Raw genomic sequence first — 26259 nt, 5'->3', positions numbered from 1 at the left:
CGGGGCTCAGCCGGAGTAGCGCGCGGGGCGGCGCCGCGGCCAGCCGTCCAGGGCCTCCAGTTCGGCGGCGACCCGGATCAGGGCGGCCTCGTCCCAGGGGCCGGCGATGAGCTGGCTGCCGACGGGGAGGCCCTCGGCCGAGGTGAACGTGGGCAGGCTGACGGCGGGCTGGCCCGTGATGTTGCAGATCGAGGTGAAGGAGATCATCCGGGTCTCCGTGGTGCGCGGGCCGCCGGGGTCCGCGTTGGCCTCCTTGAGCAGCGCGTCGACCAGCGGCGGCAGGCAGGCCATGGTGGGGGTGAGGAGCAGGTCGAACTCCTCGCCCCACTGCGCGCGGACCGCGCGGGCCTCCTCCGCGAGCAGGGCCGCGGCCCGGGTGTACTCGCCCGAGTGCTTCCCGGTGGCCCGGTCCATCCGGAACCGGAGGTGCGGCTCGGCGAGTTCCGGCTGCTGGTACGGGGCGGCCCAGAGCGCCGCGTCGAGGACGGTCTGCGCGTACCCGGTGATCGCCTCCTCGCTGAAGAAGCGGGGGGAGGCGGGGGCGACGTGGTGGCCGAGGCGTTCGAGCAGCCGGGCGGTGTGCTCGGCGGCCTCGACGCACTGCGGGTCCACGGGGAGGCCGGTGGGCGCCGTGGTGAGCAGCCCGATGCGCAGGCGCCCGCCGTCGAGGCCGGCCTCGTCGAGGTAGGGGCGGACGGGGGCGGGGGCCTGGTACATGGCGAGCCGGTCGGGTACGGACATCGCGTCGAGCAGCGCGGCGGCGTCGCGGGTGGTGCGGGTGATGGCGCCCTCGACGGTGGCGTGCTCCCAGCCGGGTATCTGCTGGGGGACGCGGCCCCGGCTGGGCTTGAGGCCGAGCAGTCCGCAGGAGGAGGACGGCATGCGGATCGAGCCGCCTCCGTCGTTGGCGTGGGCGACGGGCGCGAGCCCGGCGGCGACGGCCGCGGCGGCGCCGCCGCTGGAGCCGCCCGCCGAGTGCTCGGGGCTCCAGGGGTTGCGGGTGCTGCCGAAGCGGCTGTTGTCGGTGGTCGAGAGGAGGCCCATCTCGGGCGAGTTGGTACGGCCCATGAGGAGGAACCCGGCGTCGAGGAGGCGCCGGACGACGGGTTCGGTGAGGGTGCGGGGCCGGTCGTCGACACCGTACGAGCCGTACGTGGCGGGCTGTCCCTCGACCTGGGTCAGCTCCTTGACGGGGACGGGAACGCCGTGGAACGGCGGGAGGGGGCCGCCGGCGGTGACGGCCTGCTCGGCGCGGCGAGCGGCGGCGAGGACGGCGTCCTCGTCGAGCCAGGTGAACGCGGCGAGTTCCGGGTCGTGCTCGGCGATCCTGCGGAGGTAGGTCTCGGCGATCTCGACGGGGCTGAGGTCACGACGGCGGACGGCCGCCGCGAGGTCGGTGGCGGAGGCGAATGGGTCCATGGGGGCTGCTCCAGGTGGGATGGGGGCGAGGGTGTCGACGAGGCGGCGGACGTCGTCGGGGCTATCGGCGCGGCCGGCGGGCAGCGGGCCGATCGCGCGGGCCCGGACCCTCCCGAGCGGTCGCGCAGGCCCGGACCCGTCCGCGTCGTCAGCGGACCGCGAGGAGGGCGTCGGGTCGCTCGGGCCGGGCGATTCCGTGTCGTCAGCGGACCGCGAGGAGGGTGTCGAGGCGGTCGCGCAGGCCGGGGCCGTTCGGCGCGTCGAGGACGACCCGGCCGGCCTCCATCGCCACGACGTGCCTGCTGTGGTCGAGGAGCGCTCCGGCGTGCTGGTCGACGAGGAGGACGGCCGTCCCGGCGGCGGCGATCGTGCCGAGCGCCTCCAGGACGTCGGCGACCACGGAGGGCTGGAGGCCCTGGGTGAGTTCGTCGACGCGATCAGGGTCCGGCCGGCGAGCATCGCCCGGGCGATGCCCAACTGTTGTTTCTGGCCGCCGGAGAGCGTGCCGGCCTGCTGTCCGGCGCGGTCGGTGAGCAGCGGGAAGACGGTGTACGGGTCGACGGCCGGGACGGTGTCGCGGCGGCGGGCGAGGCGGAGGTTCTCGGCGACGGTGAGCGCGGGGAACACGCCCCGGTCCTCGGGCATGAGCGTGGCGCCGGCCCGGGCGAGGAGTTCGGGTCGGCCGGGCGGCAGGGCGCGTCCGTCGAGGGTCACGGTGCCGCCGTGCCGGTCGGCGAGCCCGAAGACGGTCCGCAGCAGTGTCGTCTTCCCGGCGCCGTTGCGGCCGATCAGGGCGGTGATCTCGCCGCCGCGCACGGTCAGGTCGGTCGGCCGTACGACCGCGGCCTGTCCGTATCCGCCGGCGAGGCCCGTCAGTTCGAGCATCAGCGCGCTCCCAGGTAGGCGGTGCGGACTGCGGGGTCGGCGGCGACGGAGTCGAGAGGGCCGCGGGCGAGGACCTGCCCCTCGGCGAGGACGACGACCTCGTCGGCGAGTTCCCGCACGATGTCCATGTCGTGCTCGACCACGAGCAGGGCGCAGCCGGTGCGCCGGTTGACCTCGCGGAGTTCGCGGGTGAGGCGGCGCGCGTCGTCGGGTCCGAGGCCGGCCGCGGGCTCGTCGAGGAGCAGCAGCCGGGGACCGGCGGCGAGGACCATGGCGAGTTCGAGGCGGCGGCGGTCGGCGAGCGGGAGGGCGCCGGCGGGCCGGAGCTCGTCCTCGGCGAGGTCGCGGAACTCGGCGGGCGGTTCGACGGGTTCGGGTGCCTCGATGCGGGCGAGGCGGAGGTTGTCGGCCGGGGAGAGTTCGGCGACCACGCTGGGGATCTGGAACATCCGGCCGACGCCGAGCCCGACCCGGCGGTGGACGGGCAGTCCGGCCGCGTCGGTGCCGAAGAGGCGGAGGGTGCCCGCGTCGGGGACGAGCTGTCCGGCGACGACGTTGAGGAGGGTGCTCTTGCCGGCGCCGTTGGGTCCGATGAGGCAGACGCACCGGCCGGCTTCGACGGTCAGGTCCACCCCGGCGAGCACCTGGACGGGGCCGAAGGACTTCCGGATGCCGGTGACGGCGAGGGGGAGGCCGTCGCTCGCGCTGTGCGGAGCCGTACGGTCGGGGAGGCCGTCGCTCGGGTTGTCCGGAGCCGTACGGTCGGGGGCTCGGCGTGGGGCTTGGCGGGCCGCCGCCGGGAGCCGGACGTCGGGTCCCGGGCCTGCCAGCCGGCGGCGCGGGGCGGCGGTGAGGCCGGCGGGTGCGACCTGGACGACCAGCAGGAACAGGGCGGCGAGGGCGAGGAGGTACCAGCCCTGCCAGGTGGAGCCGAGGTACTGCTGGCCGACGGTGACGGCGACGGCTCCGGCGAACGGGCCCACCGTGGACTCGCGTCCGCCGAGCGCCAGCCAGATGAGGACGGACGTCGACAGGCCGAGGCCGAACACCTGCGGCGAGACGAGCCCGGCGACGGGGGCGTACAGCGCTCCGGCGAGGGCGGCGACGGCCGCGCTCACGGCGAAGGCGGTGGCGCGCACCCTGGTGGTGTCGATGCCGCTCTGGGCGGCCCGCTCGGGGTTCCGGGAGGCCGCGACGAGGCGGGCGCCGAACCGGGCGCGTACGAGGAGTACTCCACAGGTGGCGACGACGGCCGCGACGGCGCCGAGCGTGACGTAGTACGAGGTCACGACGTCAGGCCCGGAGACGGAGAGTCCGTTGGTCCCGCCGGTGACCGGGGCGAGGGTGGTGGCGGCGCGCTGGAGCAGGAGTCCGACGCCGATGGTCAGGAGGATCAGCGGCGCGTCGGGGACCGGGGCCGCCAGGCCGATGCGGACGACGGGCAGGGCGATCAGCACGGCGGCGGCGACGGCCGCGGCGACCGTCGCCGCCCATGGGAGGTGGTGTTCCTGGGCGAGGGCGACGGCGTACGCGCCGAGCCCGAAGAACGCGGCGTGTCCGACGCTCAGGAGTCCCGCGCGGCCCCAGCTCAGGTCGAGGCCGTACGCGAAGAGGCCGTGGCACAGGCCGAGGGTGAGGGTGGCGACGGCGAAGGCGTCGAGGCCGAAGGGGGCGGCGAGGAGGGCCGCCCCGGCGAGGGCGGGGAGCGCGAGCCGCAGCGCGCGCCGGACGCCACGGGTGGACGCGGCGGGAGCGGCGGGAGCGGCGGGAGCGGCGGGAGCGTTCGACGCTGCGGGGACGGTCACGAGCAGCCCTTCTTCGGGGTCGTGTCGGTGACCATCGGGTGGGTCCGGGTGACGTCGTACGCGCCGTCGCCGCCGATGGTGACCTCCCGCATGTCGGCCTGGAGCACGTGGTTGCCGGCGTCGAAGCGGGTGCCCTCGCCCAGCGGGCTGTCGTAGGACAGTCCGCCGATCGCCTTGTTCACGGCCTCGGGATCGTTCGATCCGGCCTTCTCGGCGGCGGCGAGCAGGAACTTGACGCCGAAGTAGGCGTTGCCGGCGACTTCGGGGACGGGGGCCTTCCACTGGTGGGCGGCCCGGTAGTCCTTCACGAAGGCGAGGCTCTCGGGGGCGTCGAGGCGGTCGCTCCATCGCACCGTGTGCGTCCGGCCGGTGACGAGCGGTCCGAGCGCGGGCTGGAAGTCGGCGTCGAGGGAGGCGCCCTCGAAGCCGAGCCGCGGGGTGAGGAGGCCGAACTGCTGCGCCTGCTTGGCGAAGGTCACCGCGTCCGCGCCGACGACCATGGAGAGCACGGTGTCGGGGGCGGCCGACTTCAGGCGGCCGATGACCGGCTGCCAGTCGGTCTGGCCGAGGGGGCTGTACTCCTCGGCGACGACGGTGCCGCCCGCCTTCTTCACGAGTTCCTCGGCGATACCGGCGTAGAAGTGGGGGTAGTTGTAGTCGGAGCCGACGAGCGCGACCTTGGTGCCGTGCTTACGGACCAGGCCTGGCACGGTCGGGGCCAGCATCTGCCGGGTGGATTCGCCGAAGCCCCACTGGTAGGCGAAGCAGTGTTCGGTGTCGCCGAGGATGGCGGTGCCGAACGGCACGTGCGCCTCGTCGGCGACCCTGCCGACCGCTTCGGCGGTGTCGCCGGTGATGGTGCCGAACAGCATGGTCACCTTGACCTGGCGGACGAGCCGGCGGGCGAGCTGGGTGGAGTTGGCGGGGTCCCCGGCGTCGTCGACGACGACGTACTCCACGGGGCGGCCGTGCACGCCTCCGTCGGCGTTCACCTTCTTGACGGCGAGTTCGAGGCCGTTGCGCAGGGCCGTTCCGACCTGGGAGACGGGGCCGGTGAGCGGGACGATCACGCCGATCTTCACGGGTCCGCCGGTGGCGGGGGCGTCGTCGTCGGAGAGTGCCGCGCCCTGGCAGCCGGTGAGGGCGAGGGCGAGGGCGGCCGCCAGAGCCGGCGCGGTGGTGCGGAGTGCGGGCGTCATGCGGCGCTCGCGGGCGCGGGGGTACGACGGAACCATGCGGAGAACCTTCCGATCCAGGGGCGTGAGCGGAGTGCGGCGATCGCGACGACGACGGCGTAGAAGAGGGCTTCGGCGAGGGTGTCGGAGAGCCAGGTGCGGAGCAGTACCGACAGGGTGGAGATCAGCAGGGCGGCGCCCGCCGCGGTGGCCAGGGATCCGGGGCGGCTGAGGAGCAGCCCGAAGAAGACGGGGACGAGCAGGCCGAACCCCATGCTGGGGTGCACGGCGAGGACCGGGCTGTAGAGGGCTCCGGCGAGCACCGCGAGCAGGCCGCCGATGATGAAGGCCGTGGCGCGCATGCGACGCGGGTCGGTGCCGAGGAGTGCCGCCATCGCCGGGTTGTCGGCGACGGCCCGCAGTCTCAGTCCCCAGTCGGTGCGGTGGGCCGCGAGCAGGACGAGGGCGATGACGAGGATCGCGGTCAGCGCGCAGACCAGCCGGTAGGTGGGGTAGGGGGTGCCGAGGACGTCGAGCGTGCCGTCCACGGGCACGTCGACGGTGCGCGAGGTCCCGGTGAAGAGGAGCTCGGCCCCTTGCCGCAGCGCCATGCCGAGACCCCAGGTGACCAGCATGGCGGCGAGGCCGTCGGAGCCGGGGCGGCGAAGCAGCAGCCGCTCGACGACCAGGAGCAGGGGCGCGCCGGCGGCGAGGGCGAGCAGGGTGCGGAGCCCGAAGGGGGCGGCGGTCGCGGTGGCGGCGGCGTAGGCGCCGGTCATGGCCAGGTCGCCCTGGGCGAGGTTGACCACCCGGGTCGCGGCGAAGATCACCGCGATGCCGACCGTGAGCAGGCCGTAGAGGCCGAACTGGCCAAGGATGGCCAGAAGTACATCCATCTGTTACCGCCTCTGTGCTTCCGGGTGCAGCGGGGACTCTGCGAGCATCTGGCAATCCCGCGGTGGGCACTGGTCCGTCAGCGCAGAGTTCTGTGCCGGCAGTGCGCGGACCGGACGGCGCGCCCAGGGGCGTCCGGTGCGGGGCCGGGCCGGGTGCGTCCGGTGCGCGGGGGCCGCGACGGGTGTCCCCGGTGCGGGGCCGGGCCGGGATTCTCCGGTGCGGGCGGGTGTGTGAGGGGGAACGACATGCCGGTGGAGCGCCGGGACGACGGCAATCTGGTCTTCGGCTATCTCGACACGGCGTCGGCGGACCTGTCGGGTGCCTCCGACACGGTGCTGGTCCGGGCCCGGGCCGGCGACGAGGGGTACGCCGCCGACATGCGGCCGAGCCGCTTCGGTGCGCTGAGCGGCTGCGACATCAGCGGGGACCAGGAGATACGGGTGATGCCCCGGCCCTCCCCCGCGGCGCCGCGGCCGGGCCACCTCCTGGGCCTGCTGGTGTCGGGGCGCGGCGAGCTGGAGCAGGACGGGCGGCGGGCCGCGCTGGCGCCGGGCGACTTCGTGCTCTACACGGGCGCGCGGCCGTTCCGGCTCGAACTCGGCGGCTCCCACCGGTACTTCGTCCTGGCCCTGGACGCCGGTACGACCGGGCAGCTGGCGCGGGCGGAGGCTGCGGTGACCGCCAACGCGGAGCTGCCGCGCTCGCCGAGCGGCCGGGTGCTCTCGGCGTTCCTCGGCGAGCTGGCCGAACGAGCCGACGGGTTCGGCCCCCTGGCCCGACGGGACATGGGCGAGCACGTGTCGGCGATCCTGCGCACCCTGCTGCGCGAGACGGGCGGCGCCGGGCCGGTGTCCGGGACGGGTGCGGCGGGCGTCATGGACCGGATCCTCGCGTACGTCGACGGGCATCTGGCGGAGGACCTGTCACCGGGGACGGTCGCGGCGGCGCACCACATCTCCGTACGTCATCTGCACACGCTGTTCCGGGAGTCGGGCGTGACGGTGAGCGATCACGTGCGGCGCCGCCGCCTGGAGCGGATCCGCGCGGACCTCGTCGATCCCGGACTGGCGCATCTGCCGGCGTACGTGCTCGCGGCGCGCCGGGGCCTCGGCGAGGCGAGTCACTTCAGCCGGGTGTTCCGGGCGGAGTTCGGTCTGTCGCCGCGTGCGGTACGGGAGCAGGCGCGCGTCCGCACCGAGCCGTGACGGCGCCGCGGGAGGCGGCGTCTTCTCACGCGTGCCAACCCCTTGGACACCCCGCCGATGCGCACCTACGATGCGCGGTGATCACCGCCGCCCACGGCCGCCGCATCACCGCCGGCCGGCCGGGCCCCTCCCCTGCTTCAACATGCCGTGAGCTCGTTGCCGCCCGGCGGGACTCCCAAGTGGTGGGCACCACACGGGAGGAGCGTTGTGGACGGCCCCCGCGTGCGGTTCGTGAACACGGCAGCGGAGCGTTAGCGAGACGTGAGCACCGCGCGGGAAGCTGGTCGAGACCATCGTGGCCGGAGTACCGGCCACGGACCAGCAGACCACGGGGAGCCTCACCGTGCGTGGCGACCACCGGCCGGGAGGCCGCTGCCGCGCCGGTCGCCTCCGGGCGCCCGACCACGCCCGGACGGGAGAGGCACGTGAGAAAGAGCAGGTAGCGGGAGTGCTCACCACGCGGGTGACGGTGACCGTCCACGCGTCCGATCCGCTGAGCCGGGCCGGACTCATCAGCCATTTGAGGCACCAGCCGACCATCGACTTCGCCCCCGAGCACGACGACGGAGTCCGGGGCGACCCCGCGGTCGCCGTGATGCTCGCCGACCGGATCGACGAACCCACCACCGCCGAACTCCGGCGCCTGCTGCGCGGCCGCGACCAGCGTGTCGTCCTCGTCGCCCGCGAGCTGCGCGAACCCGACCTCCTGTCGGTCGTCGAGTACGGGGTACGGGCCATCATCTGGCGCCATCAGGCCACCGAGCAGCGGCTGTTGAGCGCCGTGCACAGCGCGGCCCGCGGCGACGGCGAACTGCCGCCCGACCTGGTCAGCCGCCTCCTGAACCAGGTGGGACGGCTCCAGCGGGCGACGGCGGCGGGCACGGGCACCGGCGGGGCGGTGCCGCTCTTCGGGATGGCGCCGCGCGAGGTGGACGTGCTGCGGCTGCTCGCCGAGGGGCTCGACACCCGGCAGATCAGCGAGAAGCTCGCCTACTCCGAGCGCACCGTCAAGAACATCCTGCACGCGCTCATGACCCGTCTCCAGCTCACCAACCGGGCGCATGCCGTCGCGTACGCGCTCCGCGAAGGCTACATCTGATGATCCACGAGATAGACGAGGCGCTGCGCCGGCTGCTCGCCCCCGCCGTCACGGGCGACATCGCCTTCGACGCCCCGACCCGCGACTGGGCGGCCCGCCGCAACACCCCCACGCTCAACGCCTACTTGTACGACATCCGCGAGGACGTGGCCCGGCGCGAGCGCGGTGCGGTGGCCGAGCGGGACGCCGACGGGATCGTGACGCGCAGACGCCAGCCGCCGCGCTGGTTCCGGCTCTCGTACCTGGTGACCGCCTGGACCTCCCGGCCCGAGGACGAACACCGGCTCCTGTCGGGCGCGCTGGCGCTGCTCCTGCCGCACGAGGCGCTGGGCGGAGACGCGGTGCCGGAGTCCGTGCGGCCGATCGCCGCGTCCCTGCCGCTCTCCGTCGCGGTGCCGCCCGCGGAGTCGCGCTCGCTCGCGGACATCTGGTCCGCGCTGGGCGGCGAGCTCAAGCCCTCGCTCGACGTCGTCGTCACCACACCGTTCCCGGTCACCCCGGTGTACGCGGCGGCGCCGCCGGTCACCGAGGGCGCGGAGGTGGTGGTGCGCGGGATCGACGGCGTACCGGGGGACTCCAGGCCCCGGATGCGACGACGTGTGGGAGGTGGCGCGTGACCGGGGACGACCTCACGGATCCGACCGGTGTGCTCGGCCTGCTCGCCGCCCTGCGCGGCCGGGTCGCCGCACTGGTGGACGCCCGGAGCACCGGGGACCCCACGGCGGGCGATCCGCTGCGCGGCCTGTACGTCACGGAGGAGACGGCCCGCCGCATCGCGGCGGAGCCGGGACCGGGGGCGGGGACGGGGGCGTCTAAGGAGGGCGGGGTGCGGGTTCCGGACGCGGGCGCCCAGGCAGGGCACGACGGCGACCCGCTTCCGGCCCTGGGCGTCCCGGCAGGGGACCACGGCGACCCCCTTCCGGCCCCGGGCGTCCCGGCAGGGGACCACGGCGTCCCGCTTCCGGCCCCGGGCGTCCCGGCAGGGGACCACGGCGTCCCGCTTTCCCACCCGGGCGATACCGGCCGGCTCGCCGGCCTCGCGCGGGCGTTCGGGCTCACCGGGCTCGACGCGCACGTCCTCGTCGCGGCGCTCGCGCCCGATGTGGACCGGGGTTTCGCGGCGTTGTACGGGTACCTCAACGACGACGTGGGTCGGCGCCGCGCCACCGTGGCGCTGGCCCTGGACCTCGCGGGCACGGGTCCTTTCGACCCGGCCGCCCGCGACCGGTTCCATCCGGCCGCACCGCTGCGCTCCGGCGGCCTCCTGGAGGTCGAGGACGAGGACAGGCCGCTGCCCGGGCGGGCCCTGCGCGTGCCGGAGCGAGTGGTGGCGCACCTCCTCGGCGACGACGGACGTCTCGATGCGCACCTGGCGTCCGCCGACGTCGAGTTCCTTGAACCCTCCGGCGGCGGGATCGCGACCTCCTCCCCGCTCGGCGCGCGGGTCGTCGCCGCCGGGCCCGTCACCGTCCATCTGCGGGAGCGTGTCCCCGGGGCCGCGACCGACGGGGTGGTGGCCGCGCTGCGCGCCGCCGGACGGCCCGTGCTGCGCTACCGGCCGGAGTGTGTGGACGAGACGGTGGCGCGGGCGCTGCTGCGTGAGGCCCGGCTGCGCGGCGCCGCCGTCGTCGTCGAGCCGCTGCCCCCGCGGCCCGGGCCGCTGGTGCGCGCGCTGGCCTCGTCCGGGGTGACGGTGGTCCTCGCCGGCACCGAGGCTCCCGATCCCCGGTGGGCGCCGCACGCGGAGCTGATCGCGCTCGACGCGCCGGGCGACGCGGAGGGACCGGGCGACCTCTGGCACCGTGAACTCGGCTCGCTGGACGTCGACTTCGACCTGGACGCGGCGACCGCCCCGTACCGTCTCAGCGGAGACCAGGTGCGCCGGGCGGCGCGTTCCGCGCGGGCGCTCGCCGCGTTCGAGGGCACGGCACTGACCTTGGCGCAGCTCCAGCGGGGCGCCCGGCTGGTCTCGGCGCCGCTGCTCGACAGCCATGCGCGGCGGATCCGGCCGGCCGTCGGGTTCGCCGATCTGGTGCTCCCCGAGGAGCCGCTGGGTCTGCTGCGCGAGCTGACCGGCCGGGCCCGCGACCGGGACAGGGTGCTCGGCGAGTGGGGGCTGCGGACGGGAGGCGGGCGCGGGCGCGGTGTCGTCGCGCTGTTCGCCGGGGAGTCCGGCACCGGCAAGACGCTGGGGGCGGAGGTCGTCGCGGGCGAACTGGGCCTGGACCTCTACGTGGTGGACCTCTCGTCGGTCGTCGACAAGTACGTCGGCGAGACGGAGAAGAACCTGGAGCGGATCTTCGCCGAGGTGGACCGCACGGACTGTGTGCTCCTCTTCGACGAGGCCGACGCGGTCTTCGGCAAGCGGTCGGAGGTGAAGAGCTCGCACGACCGGTACGCCAACCTGGAGAGCGCCTATCTCCTCCAGCGTCTGGAGGCGTTCGACGGGATCGCCGTGCTCACGACGAACCTCAGGGCCAACATCGACGAGGCGTTCACCCGTCGTCTCGATCTGGTCGTGGACTTCCCGTTCCCGGACCCCGGGCTGCGCCTGTCGCTGTGGCGCTCCTGCCTGGCGGGCACGCCGAAGGCGGAGGGCCTGGACGAGGAACTCTCCCGGTGCGCCGTGGAGTTCGAGCTGGCGGGCGGTGCGATCCGCTCGGCGGCGGTGACGGCCGGCTATCTGGCGGCGGCCCGCGGGGCGGCCGTGACCGGCGAGGACGTACGGGCCGGGGCGCGGCGCGAGTACCGGAAGGCGGGACGCCTCGTCCCGGACGCGGGCGCTCCCTGGGCGCCGTGACATGACGGAGGGGGGCACCCGTGCGGGTGGCCCCCTCGGCCGGTCGCGCCGGCGGCTCACATGACGCTGCCGCCGACCATCTTGTGCAGGGTGTCCCAGTCGACGGTGCCCGTCGCGGTGAGTCCGACGGCCGCCTGGTACTGGCGGATGTGGTCCTGGACGCTGCCGTCGTTCCGGGTGGCCTTCACCTGACCCGTCCGGAGGTTGTCGATGCCGGAGCGGGCGTTCGTGCGCGCCACGGAGAGGTCGTGGTCGCTGAACTGACGGTTGTACGCGTTCCAGAAGGCGGCCATCAGCTGGGTGTTCTCCATGCTGCTGCTCCCCGGCTTCACCTCGTCGGGCGTGATGCCCTGGGCCCAGAGGGAGACGAGGGTGGAGCGCCCGAGGGTGCCCTCCGTGTCGTTGTCCAGGATCTCGCCGGAGTTCTTGCCGTTCGCGACGGCGTCGTCGACGACGGCGTGCTGGTAGCAGGCGATCGAGTCGCGGGTCGCCCTGTCGATCACGCCGCGCGTCCAACTCCCCGTGAGCTTGCAGGCGTTGCTCATGTGCGCGAGGCGCTCCTGCGCGTACTCGACGACGAGGTCCTTCGGGTCGCCCTGGACCCAGGGGGGAAGGGTCTTCGTCTGGGCCGGCGGGGGCGGGGGCTGCTGGTTCGCGCCGTCGTCGGAGCCCGGTCCCGGGTCGGTCGGCGCGCCTCCGCCGGATCCGCCGCCGGTCGTCCCGCCACCCGGGCCGCCGGCGCCGTCGTCCGTACCGCCGTCTCCGTCGGCCGGCGGGCGGGGCCCGTCCAGCGGCGGGGGCTGGTCGCCGGGCGGCTTCCCGCCGGGCGTGGGGCCGCCGGTGTCGCCGGGCGGGGGCGCTGCGGGCAGCTCCTTCCCGCCGCCCTGCTGCCCGGGCCTGGGTGCGCCGGTCGCCTGGATCTCCTTGGCGGCGCTGACGATCTTCGGGGAGAAGCCGAACCAGAGCACGGCGAAGGCGATGGCGGCGGTCACGAGGAGTCCGCCGGCGACGACGAGCCAGTTCCCGAAGACGGGCCGCTGGTCGTAGGTGGCCTCCAGGTCGAGTGCGGTGTCGTCGCCCGCCCGGCGGACGGCCACGGTGAAGCGGTGCGACTCCTCGGAGCCGGTCCACCGCACGGCCTGCGGCCGCACGGTGAGTTCGCCGAACGCGGCGCGGCCGGGGGCGATCTGCACGGCGTTCGGCCGCAGGTCGAAGGTGAGCCGGTTGGCGTCGTCGCGGGCGATCAGGGACGCGGTCAGCGGGGTGTTGCCGAGGTTGTCGACGGCGATCCTGGCCCGGCCCCGGAAGCGGCCGATGAGCGCGGGCGGCAGCAGCTCGGCGCGGGTCTCGGTGAAGGGCGTGACGGTCAGCCGGCCCTCCACCACGTCGCGGGCGCCGGCGTTCTCCCTGGGGTCGACGCGGACGCCGTACGCGAGGGGTCCGGCCTCCACGTCCGAGGAGCGGGGCGGGGCGAAGGTGATCTCGGCGGTCCCCTCGCTGCCCGGGTAGAGGCGGAGGACGTCCGGCTCCACCCGGGACCAGCCCGAGGGTTTGCCGACGAGGGAGAGCCGGTACTCCTCGACGGTGTCCCCGGTGTTGCGCACCCGTAGCCGGGCGGAGGTCCGGGCCCCCGGCTCGACGGTGACATCGGCCGGGTCCAGAGAGGTCCAGATGGTCATGGACGCAGGCTAGGGGGGCGGGGGTGGGTCGCGGCTGCCCGAAAGGGCCGGTGCGAGGGCAACACGGATTGCCCCGACGCACCTTGGGGGCGGTACGGCACGGACGACCGGGCCCCCCGGCCGGTGGGCGCTCCGGCCCTACCCTCGCACGCCGGGGCGCCGTGTCAAGGGGTGCGGGTGTCCCCGGCGCCGATACGGCTCCGACGGCCGCGACCGTACCGGCGAGGGAAGGTCCGGCCCGGGGAGCGTGACCGTTGGGGCATCCCCGGCTGCCCTCGCGAGCGCCCCTTCTTCCCTGGTCGGGGCGGTTGGGGCTGGGCGAGAGTCGTCATCGTTCGGCCGATGTCCGTGCGGACGCCCCGGCGCCGATGGCCGATTTCACCATCGTCAGCAGCATGTGATCGGAGTAGAGCTCGATGCCCACCTACCTGTCCCCCGGCGTCTACGTCGAGGAAGTCGCCAGCGGCTCCCGGCCCATCGAGGGCGTCGGGACCTCCGTCGCCGCCTTCGTCGGCCTGTCGCCGGCCGGGCCGCTGAACGAGCCGGTGCTCGTCACCAACTGGTCTCAGTTCGTCGCGTCGTTCGGTGACTTCACGGACGGGTACTACCTCGCCCACTCCGTGTACGGCTTCTTCAACAACGGCGGCACCGCCGCGTACGTGGTGCGCGTGGGCGGCGGGGACGCCCAGGGCGCCACGGAGCCCGTAGGGGCGGCCGCCGCCGCGCCGCGCGAGCTCGCCGTCGGCGAGGCCGTCGCGCTCGGCACCTTCCGGGTCGCGGCCATCGCCGCCGGCTCCGAGGCGGGCGGGGCGCTCACCGTCGAGGTGCAGGACGTCGAGGGCGAGGCCGAGCGGTTCAAGCTGGTCGTCAGGGACGGCGAGAAGGTCGTCGAGAGCTTCGACGCCTCCGCGAAGAAGAGCGCCCGCAACTACGTCGTCGCGCAGGTCAAGCAGCGCTCCAAGACCATCGTCCTGGAGGAGGCCGTGGCCGGCGGGCAGCTCGCCAGGCCCGACGCGCAGACCGTGACCCTGGCCCCGCCCGCGCAGGCCCCCGCCCCGGTCGCGGTACGGGACGACGCCCTCGCCGCGATGGAGTCCGGGCAGTTCATCGGCGACTCCGCCGACCGCACCGGCTTCGGTGGTCTGGAGGCCTTCGACGAGATCAACATGGTCGCCGTGCCGGACCTGATGGCGGCCTACCAGCAGGGGCTCATCGACGTGGAGCAGGTCAAGGCCGTCCAGCTCGGCCTGATCGCGCACTGCGAGCTGATGGGCGACCGCATGGCGATCCTGGACCCGCCGCCGGGCATGAACGCCCGTGACATCCGCAAGTGGCGCCAGGAGACGGCCGGTTACGACTCCCGGTACGCGGCGCTCTACTACCCGTGGATCAAGTCCTTCGACCCGGCCGGCGGCCAGACCCGTTCGGTGCCGCCGTCGGGTCACATGGCCGGCGTCTGGGCCCGCAACGACGCCGAGCGCGGTGTCCACAAGGCGCCCGCCAACGAGATCGTGCGCGGCGCGGTCGACCTGGAGCTCCAGATCACGCGCGGCGAGCAGGACCTGCTCAACCCGCTCGGCGTCAACTGCATCCGCGCCTTCCCGGGCCGCGGCATCCGGGTGTGGGGCGCGCGGACGCTGGCCTCCGACCCGGCCTGGCGGTACCTGAACGTCCGCCGCTACTTCAACTACCTCGAGGAGTCGATCCTCGTCGGGACGCAGTGGGTGGTCTTCGAGCCCAACGACCAGTCGCTGTGGGCCCGTATCCGCCGCAACATCTCCGCGTTCCTCGTCAACGAGTGGCGCCAGGGCGCCCTGTTCGGCCAGCGCGCCGAGGACGCCTTCTACGTGAAGTGCGACGAGGAGACCAACCCGCCGGAGTCGGTGGACCTCGGCCGGGTGGTCTGCGAGATCGGCATCGCGCCCGTGAAGCCGGCGGAGTTCGTGGTCTTCCGCCTCTCGCAGTTCCAGGGCGGCGGCGGCGAGCTGGAGGAGTAGCCCGCCCTCCCCCACCGAGTCCGTACCCCTTCCCACCCCTCATGAACAGGAGTGACCCGCATGGCCCTCGACACCGGTGACGCCCTCACCACCCACAATTTCGGCCTGCAGATCGACGGCGTCATGGTCGAGACCCTGCAGGAGATCAGCGGCCTCACCATGGAGCAGGACGTCATCGAGTACCAGCAGGTCTCGGCGGACGGCAAGCCCATCATCAAGAAGCTCCCCGGCGTGAAGAAGGCCGGCGAGTGCACGGTGACCCGCGGCGCCACGCAGTCCGCCGCGTTCACCGAGTGGATCACCGCCTCCATGGCCGGCGACATGGGCACGGCCCGCAAGAACGCGTCCATCATCTTCATGGACTACCAGCTGACCGAGGTGAAGCGGTACAACCTCCGCAACGCCTGGTGCACCAAGGTCGCGCTGAGCTCCACCAAGGCCGGTGACGCGGCCGCCCTGACCGAGCAGGTCACCATCACCTTCGAAGAGCTGACGCTCGGCTGATGCGACGCGAAGGATCGGCGGGGGCGGCGCCGTCGGACCGCCGACAGGAGCCGCTGCGCACCGAGTTCGAGTTCGAGCTGCCGCGCGGATTCGTCGACGAGGCGGGCACCGTGCACCGGCACGGGGCGATGCGGCTGGCCACGGCCCGGGACGAGCTGCTGCCGCTGCGGGACGTCCGGGTCCGCGAGAACCCGGCGTACCTGTCCGTGGTGCTGCTCGGCCGGGTCATCACCCGGCTCGGCACGCTCCCGTCGGTCCACGACGGGACGGTGGAGAACATGTTCGCCTCCGACCTGGCGTTCCTCCAGGACTTCTACCGGCAGATCAACGCCGAGGGCCACACACGGGCCGCCGTCGCCTGCCCGCACTGCGAGGAGTCCTTCGAGGTCGAGCTGGCCGGGAGCCGCCTGGGGGAATCGTGACGTACGCGGCCGACCGGATCGAGGAGGAGACCGCGTACCTCGCCTTCCACTTCCACTGGGGCATGGACGACATCCTCGACCTGGAACACGCGGACCGGCGCAGGTACGTGGCACAGGTGGCGTCGCTGGTGGAGCGGTCGCAGGCGTAAGCACGGCAGGGGGAAAGGAGGTTGGCAAAAGGGATGGGCATGTTCGAGAGATGGCGGGCGCGGAGGTCGTCCGGAGCGGAGCCGGTCACGGAGTCCGTCGCGCCGGCGACGGCGCCGGGGGATGCGTGGCTCGGGCTGCCGCCCGTGCAGCGCGTCCTCGACGGGACCTCCCGCACCATCACGGAGCACGGCTTCGCGTCGTCGCTCGCCACCCACTGGAACCCCTCCTTCCAGACCGGCCTCGGCCACGGCGCGGTCCCGGACGCGCCCGGAGGCGTACTCCTCGACGCGGTACGCCCCGTCCGCCCGCCGTCGGGCACCCCGGCCCCGGAACTCCCGGGCCTGCGACTGCCGGTGGCGGGACCCCCTGCGACCGGCACCACCCCGTCGCCGCCGATCCAGCGCGCACCCGAGGCCCACGACGGCCGGAACGGGCAGACGCCGGAGGTCTCGGCCTCCAAGGGACCCGCCGGACCCGCGCGGGTACGGGGTCAGGCGACCGCTCCCGCGCAGCGTCAGGCCTCCACGCCAGGGCGAGGAAACGCGGCCGCTCCGGCCCGGAGCGAGGCGGCGGGCCCGGCCGAGGGCACTGCGGCTCCGGTACGGGGCGGGACGGCGGCTCCGGTACGGGACCAGGCGTCCCCCCAGGCACGGGGTAGGTCCGCCGGCCCGGCTGAGGACGGCAAGGCTCCGGCACCGAACGGGGCAGCGGCCCCGGCGAAGGGCCGCGCGTCCACCCCGGCACGGGGTACGGCGGAGGGCAGCACGACTCCGGCACCGGGCGGGGCAGCGGCCCCGCTACGGGGTCGCGCATCCACCCCCGCACGCGGCAGCGCCGCCAATCCGGCAGAGAGCAGCACAACTCCGGTACCACGCGTGGCAGCGGCCCCGCTACGGGGCGCGGCAGCCGGGCCGGCACGGGACAGCGCTGCTTCTCCGGCGCGGGCCGACGCAGTCGCCCCCGTACCGAGCGACGCGACCGCTTCGGTCCGGGGTGAAGCGACCGCCCCGGTACGCGGCCGCTCGGCCACCCCGCCCGCGACCAGCGCCTCCGCCCCGTCTCCGTCCCGCCCCCAGGCGGTTCAGCGTGCCGCCGCGACCGACCCGGTCCGGTCCGTCGCGCCGTCCGGGCGCGAGGCCGTCGGCACCCCGCGCGCGGAGACGCGGGCTGTGGGTGCCACGCCCTCCGGGCCCGTCCGGCCCGCGCCCGCGCGGCGCTCGCCGCTGCTCTCCGCCCGGCCCGTACAGCCTCCGCGCCACCTGGCTCCTGCCGGTGCCGCGAGGCCGTTCGCGGCACCCACGCCCACCACACCTGCCGGTGCCACGCCCGCACCCGACAATGCCGCGCCGGAGCCCTCGCGCCCCGGGCGGCCCCAGAACGTCCCGGGCCCTGGTTCCCCCACCGGGCCCGGGACTCCCGTCGGCGCGCCCGACACTCCGGTGCAGCGCCGCCCCTCCGTACGGCGCGCGCGTCGCGCGCCGGGAGCCGACTGGAGCACGGCGACGACGACACCGCCGCCGTCGGAGGCGCCCGCGGCGGCTCCGACGCTTGCGGCACCCCCGGCGGCCCCGGCGAGTCCGGCGACCCGAGCGATCCCGGCGATCCCGGCGATCCCGGCGGCCCCGGATACTCCGGCGTGCCCGGCTGCTACCTCAGCCGCTCCGGCGCCCCTGGCCACCCCAGCCGCCCCGGCGACTCCGGCTATCCCGGCAGCCCCGGCCACTCCAGCCGCCGCTCCAACGCCCCCCGTCGTTCCGACACTCCAGACGGCCCCCGCGACCCCCGCCGCTCAGGCACCCCCGGCTACCAAGGTCGCTCCCGCCCCTCCCACCGCCCCGACCACTCCGGGCACTCCTGCCAGTTCCACCACCCCGGCCGCTCCCGCCACTCTGGTCACTCCGGATACTCCTGCCACTCCCACCACCCCGCGCACCCCTGCCACTCCCACCACCCCGCCCACCCCCGCCGCCCCCTCACGCCGAACAGACCCCGCACCCGCTACCGCGTCCCTCCCCCCGGCGCGCCCCGGGAATCCGGTCGCGCCGGACCCCCGGGCATCCGGGCCGCACCGCGCCGTCGCCGCAACGCCGCCCGTTCGGCCGGGCCTTGGCGCGCCCGTTCAGCGCTCGCTCGCCGATTCGCCCTCTCCTCAGGCCAAGCCCGTACCTCGTCGGTCCCCGATCGGGGCCCCGGTCATTCCTCCCCTCGCCCCTCCGGCACCCGCACCCGCGCCCGCGGCCACCGCCGCACCGACCCGCCCGGTCGAAGCGCCGGCACCGGTGCGGGCGACGGCCGCGCCCCTCCCCGTCGTCACCCTCGCCGACCTCCCCCGCGCCACCGCGCCCGCGGTCCAGCGGCGTTCCGTTCGGCCGCTCGCCACCACCCGGCCGCTCGCCCCGAGCATCCCCGGGACCGTGAGCGCGCCCGCCCCGGCGACCGTTCCCCTCTCCCGCCCGGGCCCTCCGCCCGCCGTCCAGCGGTCCGTCGTCCCCCTCCCCGAGCCGGCCGTGGTGCGGCCGACCGCCCGGCCGGTGGTCGTACAGCGTCAGAGCACGCCCGCTCCCGCGCCGCCCGCTCCCCCTCCGGCACCCCCCGTCCCGATCCAGCCGACCGCCGCCGCCACCGCCTCACCGCAAGCAGCACCCCGCGCCGCCCCCACCGTCGCCCGTACCGCGACCGCCTCACCGCCCGCGCGGCAGCCCGCCCCCGAAGCGGCTCCCGACGCCGAATCGCCGACGCATCTCGACGAGTTGGCCCGGCGTCTCGTCACGCCGCTCTCGCGCCTGCTGCGCGCCGAGCTCCGTGCCGACCGCGAGCGGGTGGGCCGGCTCCGCGACCACGGCCACTAGCAAGCACCCCCGACCCGCCTACCGAGAGACCCGCCCATGCCCACGCAGCTGGACCCCGCATCCACCGTCTTCTTCAAGCTCACGATCGACGGCCAGGACCTCGGCCTGTTCAACGGCTGCGACGGCCTGTCCTCCGAGGTGGAGGTGGAGCAGCGCCGGGAGGGCGGCAACAACGGCTTCGTGTGGCAGCTCCCCACCCGCGTGACCTTCTCGACCATCCGCCTGACCCGTCCCCTCACCCCGGACACGGCGAAGGTCGCCGCCTGGATCTCGTCGCTCGCGACGGGCATCACGCGCCCGACGGCGCAGATCGCGGCGCTGCGCGCGGACGGGTCGACGGTCGCGCAGTGGGGGCTCGTCGAGGTGCTGCCGGTGCGCTGGACGGGGCCGACGCTGGACCCGGCCAATCCGGCCGTCGCCACCGAGGCGCTCGAGATCGCGCACCACGGTTTCACCGACGCGGGGGGCGCCTGAGATGGCCGGGATCATGGGCGCCCTCGCGGCCCGGGGACTGTCGCGCGCCTCGCTGTCGATCCATCAGCCGCCGACGGACCTCGGCGGTTCGATGGGGGGCCGGATCGGCGAGGTGAAGTTCCAGTTCAACCCGGACCAGCTGGAGTTGAGCCGGTCGGCGAAGTGGCACACCGAGCCGGCGGTGGCGTACACCCGTGGCGCGCCGCCGAAGTTCACCGGCAGCGAGCCCGCCCGGCTCCGGCTGGAGGTGTTCCTCGACCGGTCGGACGATCCGTCGTCGAACGACGTGCTGCAGCAGGTGGAGCTCCTGCTGTCCTGCTGCGAGGTGACCCAGCAGAGCATCGGCGCGAAGGCGCCGTCGCCGCCGTGGGTGGAGTTCTCGTGGGGGTCGTTCTCGACGGTGCGGTTCGTCGCGTACGTGACGGACGTCTCCGCGACGTACACCCTCTTCAGCCCGAGCGGCATCCCGATCCGTGCCACCTGTTCGCTGTCGCTGACCGAGGTCGCCACCGCGACCAAGAAGCAGAACCCGACGTCGGGCGCGCTGTCGGCCCGCAAGGCGCACCGTACGGTCGCCGGGGACTCGCTCGCCTCGCTGGCCTGGCGGGAGTACGGCGACGCGACGCGCTGGCGGGTCATCGCCGAGGCGAACGGCATCGACGATCCGATGCGGCTGCGCCCGGGCACGGAACTGCTGCTCCCGTCCACCACCGACATGCCGGAGACCGAGGGCGCCTCATGAGCGAGAAGACCTTCACCACCGTCCTCCACGTGCAGCTCGACGGCACGCCGCTCCCCGACCCGCTGGCGGTCCGGCTCACGGAGGGCTGGGTGGACGCGAGTGTCAACGTCCCGTCCGCGTTCCAGCTGACGTTCAGCGACAAGGACGGGACGCTCACCGAGAAGTTCCCCTTTCTGAAGGTGGGGGCCATGGCGGTGCTGTCCCCGTTCACGGACGGGCGTCTCGGCGAGCCCATGCTGACCGGTGAGGTCACCGCCGTGGAGGTGGACGCGACGCCCGGGCACGGGCGGTACCTGATCGTGCGGGGCTACGACCCGGGGCACCGGCTGCTGCGCAACCGGCGGGTCGAGGGCTACCCGAACATGACCGCCTCCGACATCGTCCGGAAGCTCGCCGCGCTCAACCGCATCCCGCTCGGCAAGGTGGAAGCCACGCCCACCGTCTACGAGTTGGCGACCCAGCCCAACATCACGGACTGGGACTTCCTGTCGCGCCTTGCCCGGGAGAACGACGTCCGGCTCTCGGTCGACGCGGCGGGCCGCCTCGTCTTCGCCGCTCTGCCGCCGGCCTCCTCCGCCCCCGCCGACACCACGCCGGCCGCGGCCAGCCCGTACGTCCTGGACTTCGGCGCGAACACGCTGCACAGCCGGGTGTCGGTGACGGCCGCCGGGCAGGTGGGGAGGGTGGACGTGCGGGGCTGGGATCCCCGTACGAAGCAGGCCCTGTCCTCGCCGACGCCCGCCGTCGCGAGCCGGGACATCGTCTCGGACATCACCCCGGCACAGCTGTCGGCGCCCTTCGGCGCGGCCGAACTCGCCGCGACCGGCACGCCGTTCACGACGCAGTCGGAGGTGACGCACGCGGCGGCCGCGCTCGCCGACGACGTCACCGGGTCGTTCGCGGAGGTGGAGGTCGCCGTCACCGGCAATCCGTCGCTGAAGCCGGGGCAGCCGGTGGCCGTGAAGGGTGCCGGGTTCCCGTTCGAGGGGCGCTACACCGCGACCGGGGTGCGCCATGTCTTCGCGTCGGGGCGGCAGTTCACCACCTGGCTGACGGTGTCGGGCCGGCAGTTCCGTTCGCTGTACGGGACGGCCTCGGGCGGCGGGGAGCCGGCGCCGCCCATGCCGGGCGTCGCGGTCGCGCTGGTCACCAACACCAAGGATCCGCTGTCGCTCGGCCGGGTCAGACTGCGGTTCCCGTGGCTTTCCGCGACGTACGAGAGCGGCTGGTGCCGGGTCGCCCAGCTCGGCGGGCGCGGCGGCGGTGGTCTCGTACTGCCCGAGGTGGACGACGAGGTGCTGTGCGCCTTCGACCGGGGCTCTCTTGAACACCCGTATGTTCTCGCGGGGTTGTACAACGGCGTCGACCGGCACACTCCGGCCACGGACCGGGTCGCGCCCGTCGATCCGACGAGCGGCCGGGTGCAGTGGCGTGCGCTGACCTCGCGCACCGGGCACACCGTGGAGCTGCGCGAGGAGGGCGGCCGGACGCGTGCCTCGCACGGCATCCGGCTGCGGACGTCGAAGGGCGGGCTGAGCGTCGAGCTGAACGAGGCGCGCACGACGCTGACCATCGACAGCGACGGCACGGTCACGATCAGCGGGGCCCGGGGGGTCACGGTCGAGTCGGGGATGGATCTGACGCTCTCCGCCGCCGGGAAGATCCGGCTGAACGCGGGTCTCGGCGTGGACATCAAGGCCGGGGCGAAGTTCAAGGTGTCGGCGCTGACCCAGGCCGTCGTGAACGCGCCGATGTTCGTCACCTCGACCGTCCCGATGCCCAACCCCGTCGCGGCGAACCTGCCGTTCTGAGCAGAAGGAGGACGCCATGAGTGAGCACTTCGTCGGTGCCGGTTGGGGCTTTCCCCTGCGCACCGGGCCGAGCGGCTCGATCGCCCTGGTCCGGCGCGACCGCGAGATCGAGGAGTCGATGCGCCTGGTGCTCGCGACGGCGCCGGGCGAGCGGCCGATGCGGCCCGAATTCGGCTGCGCGGTGCACGAGTTGGTGTTCGCTCCGGTCAACGACGCGACCATGGGCCGGGTCCGGTACGAGGTGATGTCCTCGCTCGACCGCTGGGAGCCGCGGATCGAGGTGGAGGACGTCACGGTCGCCCCCGCGCCCGGGCAGCCGACCACCCTGTACATCGACATCCGCTACCGGGTGCGCGGCGCGAACAATCCGCGCAACCTCGTCTTCCCCTTCTACGTCATCCCCTCCGAGGACTGAAAGAGCCGCCATGGCCCTGCCCGCACCCCATCTCGACGACCGCCGCTTCCAGCAGTTCGTCGACGACGCCAAGCGCTACATCCAGCAGGCGTGCCCCGAGTGGACCGACCACAACGTGTCCGATCCGGGCGTCACCCTGGTCGAGGCCGTCGCGCACATGGCGGACCAGCTCGTCTACCGGCTCAACCGGGTCCCGGAGAAGAACCACCTGGCCTTTCTCGACCTGCTCGGTGTGACGCTCTTCCCGCCCGCCGCGGCCCGCGCCGACATCACCTTCCGGCTCTCCGCGCCGCAGCCCGAGCCGGTGCTGCTGCCCGTCGGCACGGAGGTGTCCACGGGGCGCACGGAGACGGAGGAGGCGGTCGTCTTCGCGACGACGGCCGATCTGACCGTCGTGCCCTGCGCGTTGACCCGTCTGCTGCGGCAGGAGGCCGGGGGGACGCCGGAGGACCGGTCGCAGGACATCGTGGGCGGCGATGACGTCCCCGCCTTCTCCGCTCTGCCGCGCGTCGGGGACGCGTTGCTGCTCGGGCTCTCGGCCGCCGTGCCGGACTGTGTGCTCGTCCTCGACCTGGACAGCCGGGTGGACGGCGTCGGCGTGGACCCGCGCCGCCCGCCGCTGGTGTGGGAGGCCTGGTCGGCGGCGGAGGGCTGGGTCGCGTGCGAGGTCGACGAGGACTCCACGGGCGGGCTCAACCGGCCGGGCGAGGTGGTGCTGCACGTGCCGTCCGGGCACGCGGTCTCGCGGCTCGGCGGGCACGAGGCGGGCTGGGTGCGCTGCCGGGTCGTGGACCCGGTCGAGGGTCTGCCGTCGTACAGCGAGTCGCCGACCGTACGGGCGGCGGCCGCGTTCACCATCGGCGGCACGGTGCGGGCGGCGCACGCGGAGGCCGTGCGGGACGAGCGTCTGGGCGAGTCCGAGGGCGTCCCGGGCCAGCGGGTACGGCTCGCGCACGCTCCGGTCGTGGACCGGCCGCCGCTACTGCTCCAGGTCGCCGAGCGGGCGGACGGCGGCGGGGACGAGGAGGACCCGGAGGCCGGCTGGCAGGAGTGGTCCGCCGTCCGCGACTTCGCCTCCTCGCGCCCCGGTGACCGGCACTACACCCTGGACGCGACGACCGGCGAGATCGCCTTCGGCCCTTCCGTACGCCAACCGGACGGCACCCTGCGGCAGTTCGGTGCCGTGCCGCCGAAGGGCGCGGCGATCCGCGCGGTCCGTTACGGCACCGGCGGCGGCCGCGCGGGGAACGTGGCCCGCTCCACGATCACCGTCCTGCGCAGCTCCATCCCGTACATCGCGCGCGTCGAGAACCGCGAGGCGGCGCGGGGCGGGGTGGACGGGGAGACCGTCGAGGAGGCCAAGTCCCGCGCGCCCGTCACCCTGCGGGCGCAGGAACGGGCCGTCACCGCGCGCGACTACGAGGAGCTGGCCCGGCGGGCCGCTCCCGAGGCCGCGCGGATCTCCTGCCTGGCGGCGGACGCGGCCGAGGCGGGCGACAACGCGGTCCGGGTCCTGGTGGTACCGCAGGCGGTGCCGGACCGGGGCGGGCGGCTGCGCTTCGAGCAGCTCGTCCCGGGCGACGAACTCCTGTCCCGGGTCACGGGCTTCCTCGACGAGCGGCGCCCCCTGGGCACCCGGCTCGCCGTCGGCCCGCCGTTCTACCAGGGGGTGACGGTGGTCGCGACGCTGCACTCGTTCCGGGCGGCCGAGGCGGAGCGGGTGCGCGCCGAGGCGCTGGACACGCTGTACGCGTACCTGGACCCGCTGACCGGCGGCGCGCACGGCGAGGGCTGGCCGTTCGGGCGCCCGCTGCGCGCCGGGGAGGTCTTCGCGGCGCTCCAGCGGGTGCCGGGCGTGGAGCTGGTGGACGAGGTGCAGCTGCACCCGGCGGATCCGCTGACCGGCCGGCGGGGTGAGGCGACGGACCGCATCGAGCTGGCGCCGTCCGCGCTGCTGTTCCCGTTCGACCACCGCGTCCGTGTGATCGAGGCGCGGTGACCGGCTCCGCGCGCGGTACGGTCCCGGGCCTCGCGACCCCGTACCCGCTGGGGGCGGCGCTGCCCGCCGTCTACGCGGAGGACGACTTCGGGCAGCGGTTCGTCTCCGGCCTCGACGTCGTCCTCGCTCCCCTGTTCAACGTCCTCGACTCACTGGAGGCGTACTTCACGCCCGCTCTGGCCCCCGCCGACTTCGTGGACTACCTGGCGACCTGGGTGGGTGCGGAGCTGGACGGCAGCGAGCCGCTGCCGCTGCGCCGCCACGCGGTCGCCTCGGCCGTGGCGCTGCACCGGGTCCGCGGCACCCGGCGGGGACTCGCGGCGGCGGTGCGGCTGGCCTTCGGCGTCGCCCCGGAGATCACCGAGAGCGGCGGCGCGAGCTGGTCCGCCCGCCCGCTCGGCCCGTTCCCCGGGGCACCCGTGGCCGGGCTGCACGTCCTCCTGCGGGTGGCCGACCCCGCCTCGGTCGATCCGCACCGGCTGCGGGCGGTCGTGGCCGCGGCCCGCCCGGCGCACCTGCCGTTCACCGTCGCGGTGACCACTTCCCGTACAGCAGAAGGAGCATGACCCCCATGAGTGACGCGCCCCAGTCCCGCCCCTGCCCGGACTGCGCGAGCCCGGTGCGGACGTCGGACCAGTCGTTCTGCGACGGTTGCGGAGCGTTCCTGCGCTGGGACACCCCGGCCGGTGAGGCACCGGAGACCTCCGTCGGGCCTGCCGGTTCCGCACCGGAGGCCGGGTCCGCACGGGAGGCCGGGTCCACTGCCGGATCGGAGGAGGTCACCGCCCCGCTGCCCGCCGTACCCTCGTCCACCGAGGCGGCCATGCCCGTACCCGTACCGGAGGCGAGGACGGGGTCCGAGGGACCCGACTCCGTGAGGCCGACGCCCGAAGAGCCGGTGCCCGGACGCCCGACGGCACCGGCAGCGTCGACGGCACCGGACGAACCCACCGCTCCGGCCGCCGACCCGCCCTCGGACACCGTCGCGCGCTCCCTGCTCGTCCCGGTCCCCGAGTCCCGGCCCGCGGAGCCGGCCGTCGCCGCTCCCGTGCTGCCCGCGCGTCCGGAGGCGGCGCGTCCGGCGGTACGGGCCGCCGCGGCGCCCGCCCCGGTCGAGGGCGGCACCCCGTGCCCGGCCTGCTCGCTGGCCAACACCCCGGGCCGTCACTTCTGCCGTTTCTGCGCGACCCCGATGGTCCCGGAGCGGCTCTCCACGGCCGAGGGCCCGTACGCCGGCCGGCGGCCCGGTCTCGCCCGCGACCGGAGCCGCGTCCTCGTCCGGGCCCTGATCGCCGCGGCGGTCGTGGCCGTGGTGGTCGGCGGTGTCTTCGGCGGCCCGCCGGCCGCCCGCGCGGTGCAGGACCACTTCGCCACGCGCGTCCCGGTACACCCGGTCGCCTGGCTGGCCTCGCACTCCGCGCCGAAGCAGGACCCGAGGCTGGCGGGCGACGGCTACTCGAACACCTGGTGGGGGACGGGGTACGCGGGGGACTCGGCGGGCCAGTACCTGGAGGCGCGTTTCGCCGAGCCGACCGATCTGCTCAGCGTGCTCATCACCCCCGGCAGTGCGAAGAACACGACCCAGGCGGACGGGCAGGCCACCCCGCAGACCTTCGATCTCGTGGTGAAGGACGCCGCGGGCGAACTCCACGTCTCGCACCACCGCATCGACGACGGCGGGACCCAGCGTGTCGACGTGCGCGTCCGGGACGCCCTGTCGGTCCAGCTGGTGCTGCGCACGGCCTGGCGCGCCGACCCGCGCAAGCAGGTGGCCGTCGCGGAGCTGGAGTTCTTCGGCAGGTCCGTCTCCTGAGCCCCACCCCGTACGGACGCGGGAGTGGGGGGGGGGGGGGGGGGGGGGGGGGGGGGGGGGGGGGGGGGGGGGGGGGGGGGGGGGGGGGGGGGGGGGGGGGGGGGGGGGGGGGGGGGGGG

22 protein-coding genes are annotated in these 26259 nt (G+C 74.8%); 16 read left to right on the top strand and 6 right to left on the bottom strand.

Going from position 1 to position 26259, the window contains the following annotated elements:
- Nucleotides 1-6: 6 nt before the first annotated feature.
- Genes ACZ7HT_RS26055 through ACZ7HT_RS26040 form a run of 4 tightly spaced genes read right to left on the bottom strand, consistent with a single transcriptional unit; the run spans nucleotide 7 to nucleotide 6180 of the window.
- Nucleotides 7-2304, bottom strand: coding sequence for an amidase family protein (locus ACZ7HT_RS26055; RefSeq protein WP_471170429.1), 2298 nt, complete (start codon nucleotides 2302-2304; stop codon nucleotides 7-9).
- Nucleotides 2304-4109: a branched-chain amino acid ABC transporter ATP-binding protein/permease gene (locus ACZ7HT_RS26050; protein ID WP_471170427.1), complete on the bottom strand. Its 1806-nt coding sequence runs from the start codon at nucleotides 4107-4109 to the stop codon at nucleotides 2304-2306. The genes ACZ7HT_RS26055 and ACZ7HT_RS26050 overlap by 1 nt, the downstream gene beginning before the upstream one ends.
- A complete protein-coding gene (locus tag ACZ7HT_RS26045; protein WP_471170425.1) occupies nucleotides 4106-5344 on the bottom strand; it encodes an ABC transporter substrate-binding protein in 1239 nt (412 codons plus the stop codon). Before ACZ7HT_RS26045 ends, ACZ7HT_RS26050 begins: the two co-directional genes overlap by 4 nt.
- Nucleotides 5305-6180, bottom strand: a complete 876-nt coding sequence (locus ACZ7HT_RS26040; RefSeq protein WP_471170423.1) for a branched-chain amino acid ABC transporter permease — start codon at nucleotides 6178-6180, stop codon at nucleotides 5305-5307. The genes ACZ7HT_RS26045 and ACZ7HT_RS26040 overlap by 40 nt, the downstream gene beginning before the upstream one ends.
- A gap of 246 nt (nucleotides 6181-6426) precedes the next feature.
- Here ACZ7HT_RS26040 and ACZ7HT_RS26035 point away from each other — a divergent pair, with 246 nt between their 5' ends.
- The 4 genes from ACZ7HT_RS26035 to ACZ7HT_RS26020 all read left to right on the top strand — a co-directional run bounded on the left by ACZ7HT_RS26035 (nucleotide 6427) and on the right by ACZ7HT_RS26020 (nucleotide 11285).
- On the top strand, nucleotides 6427-7386 hold the full coding sequence (locus ACZ7HT_RS26035) for an AraC-like ligand-binding domain-containing protein (protein WP_471170421.1): 960 nt from the start codon (nucleotides 6427-6429) through the stop codon (nucleotides 7384-7386).
- 448 nt (nucleotides 7387-7834) lie between these two features.
- Nucleotides 7835-8485, top strand: coding sequence for a helix-turn-helix transcriptional regulator (locus tag ACZ7HT_RS26030; protein ID WP_471170419.1), 651 nt, complete (start codon nucleotides 7835-7837; stop codon nucleotides 8483-8485).
- On the top strand, nucleotides 8485-9102 hold the full coding sequence (locus tag ACZ7HT_RS26025) for a Pvc16 family protein (RefSeq protein WP_471170417.1): 618 nt from the start codon (nucleotides 8485-8487) through the stop codon (nucleotides 9100-9102). Before ACZ7HT_RS26030 ends, ACZ7HT_RS26025 begins: the two co-directional genes overlap by 1 nt.
- Nucleotides 9099-11285 (top strand): ATP-binding protein, encoded by a 2187-nt coding sequence (locus tag ACZ7HT_RS26020; protein WP_471170415.1) that lies wholly within the window; start codon nucleotides 9099-9101, stop codon nucleotides 11283-11285. The genes ACZ7HT_RS26025 and ACZ7HT_RS26020 overlap by 4 nt, the downstream gene beginning before the upstream one ends.
- Before the next feature lie 56 nt (nucleotides 11286-11341).
- Here the strand turns inward: ACZ7HT_RS26020 and ACZ7HT_RS26015 are convergent, their stop codons facing one another.
- Nucleotides 11342-12964 (bottom strand): COG1470 family protein, encoded by a 1623-nt coding sequence (locus ACZ7HT_RS26015; RefSeq protein ID WP_471170413.1) that lies wholly within the window; start codon nucleotides 12962-12964, stop codon nucleotides 11342-11344.
- 416 nt (nucleotides 12965-13380) lie between these two features.
- Between ACZ7HT_RS26015 and ACZ7HT_RS26010 the strand changes: the two genes are divergently transcribed.
- From ACZ7HT_RS26010 to ACZ7HT_RS25995, 4 genes are read left to right on the top strand one after another with little or no spacing between them, the layout of a single operon-like run.
- A complete protein-coding gene (locus ACZ7HT_RS26010; RefSeq protein ID WP_471170411.1) occupies nucleotides 13381-14961 on the top strand; it encodes a phage tail sheath family protein in 1581 nt (526 codons plus the stop codon).
- 60 nt (nucleotides 14962-15021) lie between these two features.
- On the top strand, nucleotides 15022-15465 hold the full coding sequence (locus ACZ7HT_RS26005; protein ID WP_471170409.1) for a phage tail protein: 444 nt from the start codon (nucleotides 15022-15024) through the stop codon (nucleotides 15463-15465).
- Nucleotides 15465-15887, top strand: a complete 423-nt coding sequence (locus ACZ7HT_RS26000) for a hypothetical protein (RefSeq protein WP_471170407.1) — start codon at nucleotides 15465-15467, stop codon at nucleotides 15885-15887. Before ACZ7HT_RS26005 ends, ACZ7HT_RS26000 begins: the two co-directional genes overlap by 1 nt.
- Nucleotides 15884-16036, top strand: a complete 153-nt coding sequence (locus ACZ7HT_RS25995; protein ID WP_167346856.1) for a DUF6760 family protein — start codon at nucleotides 15884-15886, stop codon at nucleotides 16034-16036. The genes ACZ7HT_RS26000 and ACZ7HT_RS25995 overlap by 4 nt, the downstream gene beginning before the upstream one ends.
- 1082 nt (nucleotides 16037-17118) lie before the next feature.
- Here the strand turns inward: ACZ7HT_RS25995 and ACZ7HT_RS25990 are convergent.
- Complete coding sequence (locus tag ACZ7HT_RS25990; RefSeq protein ID WP_471170404.1) at nucleotides 17119-17337, bottom strand: hypothetical protein; 219 nt, start codon at nucleotides 17335-17337, stop codon at nucleotides 17119-17121.
- A 979-nt stretch (nucleotides 17338-18316) separates the two neighbouring features.
- On the opposite strand from ACZ7HT_RS25990, the gene ACZ7HT_RS25985 reads away from it, so the two are divergent.
- The 8 genes from ACZ7HT_RS25985 to ACZ7HT_RS25950 are packed head-to-tail and all read left to right on the top strand — an operon-like array spanning nucleotide 18317 to nucleotide 26140.
- Nucleotides 18317-18886 carry an extensin gene (locus ACZ7HT_RS25985; RefSeq protein WP_471170401.1) on the top strand — a complete coding sequence of 190 codons (570 nt, stop codon included), beginning with the start codon at nucleotides 18317-18319 and terminating at the stop codon, nucleotides 18884-18886.
- Between the two features lie 36 nt (nucleotides 18887-18922).
- Nucleotides 18923-19360, top strand: coding sequence for a phage tail protein (locus ACZ7HT_RS25980; RefSeq protein WP_471170398.1), 438 nt, complete (start codon nucleotides 18923-18925; stop codon nucleotides 19358-19360).
- 1 nt (nucleotide 19361) lies between these two features.
- Nucleotides 19362-20102 carry a CIS tube protein gene (locus ACZ7HT_RS25975; protein ID WP_471170395.1) on the top strand — a complete coding sequence of 247 codons (741 nt, stop codon included), beginning with the start codon at nucleotides 19362-19364 and terminating at the stop codon, nucleotides 20100-20102.
- On the top strand, nucleotides 20099-21913 hold the full coding sequence (locus ACZ7HT_RS25970; protein WP_471170392.1) for a VgrG-related protein: 1815 nt from the start codon (nucleotides 20099-20101) through the stop codon (nucleotides 21911-21913). The genes ACZ7HT_RS25975 and ACZ7HT_RS25970 overlap by 4 nt, the downstream gene beginning before the upstream one ends.
- Before the next feature lie 16 nt (nucleotides 21914-21929).
- Nucleotides 21930-22328: a GPW/gp25 family protein gene (locus ACZ7HT_RS25965; RefSeq protein ID WP_471170389.1), complete on the top strand. Its 399-nt coding sequence runs from the start codon at nucleotides 21930-21932 to the stop codon at nucleotides 22326-22328.
- 10 nt (nucleotides 22329-22338) lie between these two features.
- A complete protein-coding gene (locus ACZ7HT_RS25960) occupies nucleotides 22339-24327 on the top strand; it encodes a putative baseplate assembly protein (RefSeq protein WP_471170386.1) in 1989 nt (662 codons plus the stop codon).
- Nucleotides 24324-24893, top strand: a complete 570-nt coding sequence (locus tag ACZ7HT_RS25955; protein WP_471170383.1) for a phage tail protein — start codon at nucleotides 24324-24326, stop codon at nucleotides 24891-24893. Before ACZ7HT_RS25960 ends, ACZ7HT_RS25955 begins: the two co-directional genes overlap by 4 nt.
- A gap of 5 nt (nucleotides 24894-24898) precedes the next feature.
- Nucleotides 24899-26140, top strand: a complete 1242-nt coding sequence (locus ACZ7HT_RS25950; RefSeq protein ID WP_471170380.1) for an NADase-type glycan-binding domain-containing protein — start codon at nucleotides 24899-24901, stop codon at nucleotides 26138-26140.
- The last annotated feature ends 119 nt before the right edge of the window (nucleotides 26141-26259 follow it).

The organism is Streptomyces sp. NPDC037410 (assembly GCF_055602235.1).
Note: the sequence above shows the minus strand (reverse complement) of the source record. Positions and strands in the feature narration are given on the sequence as shown.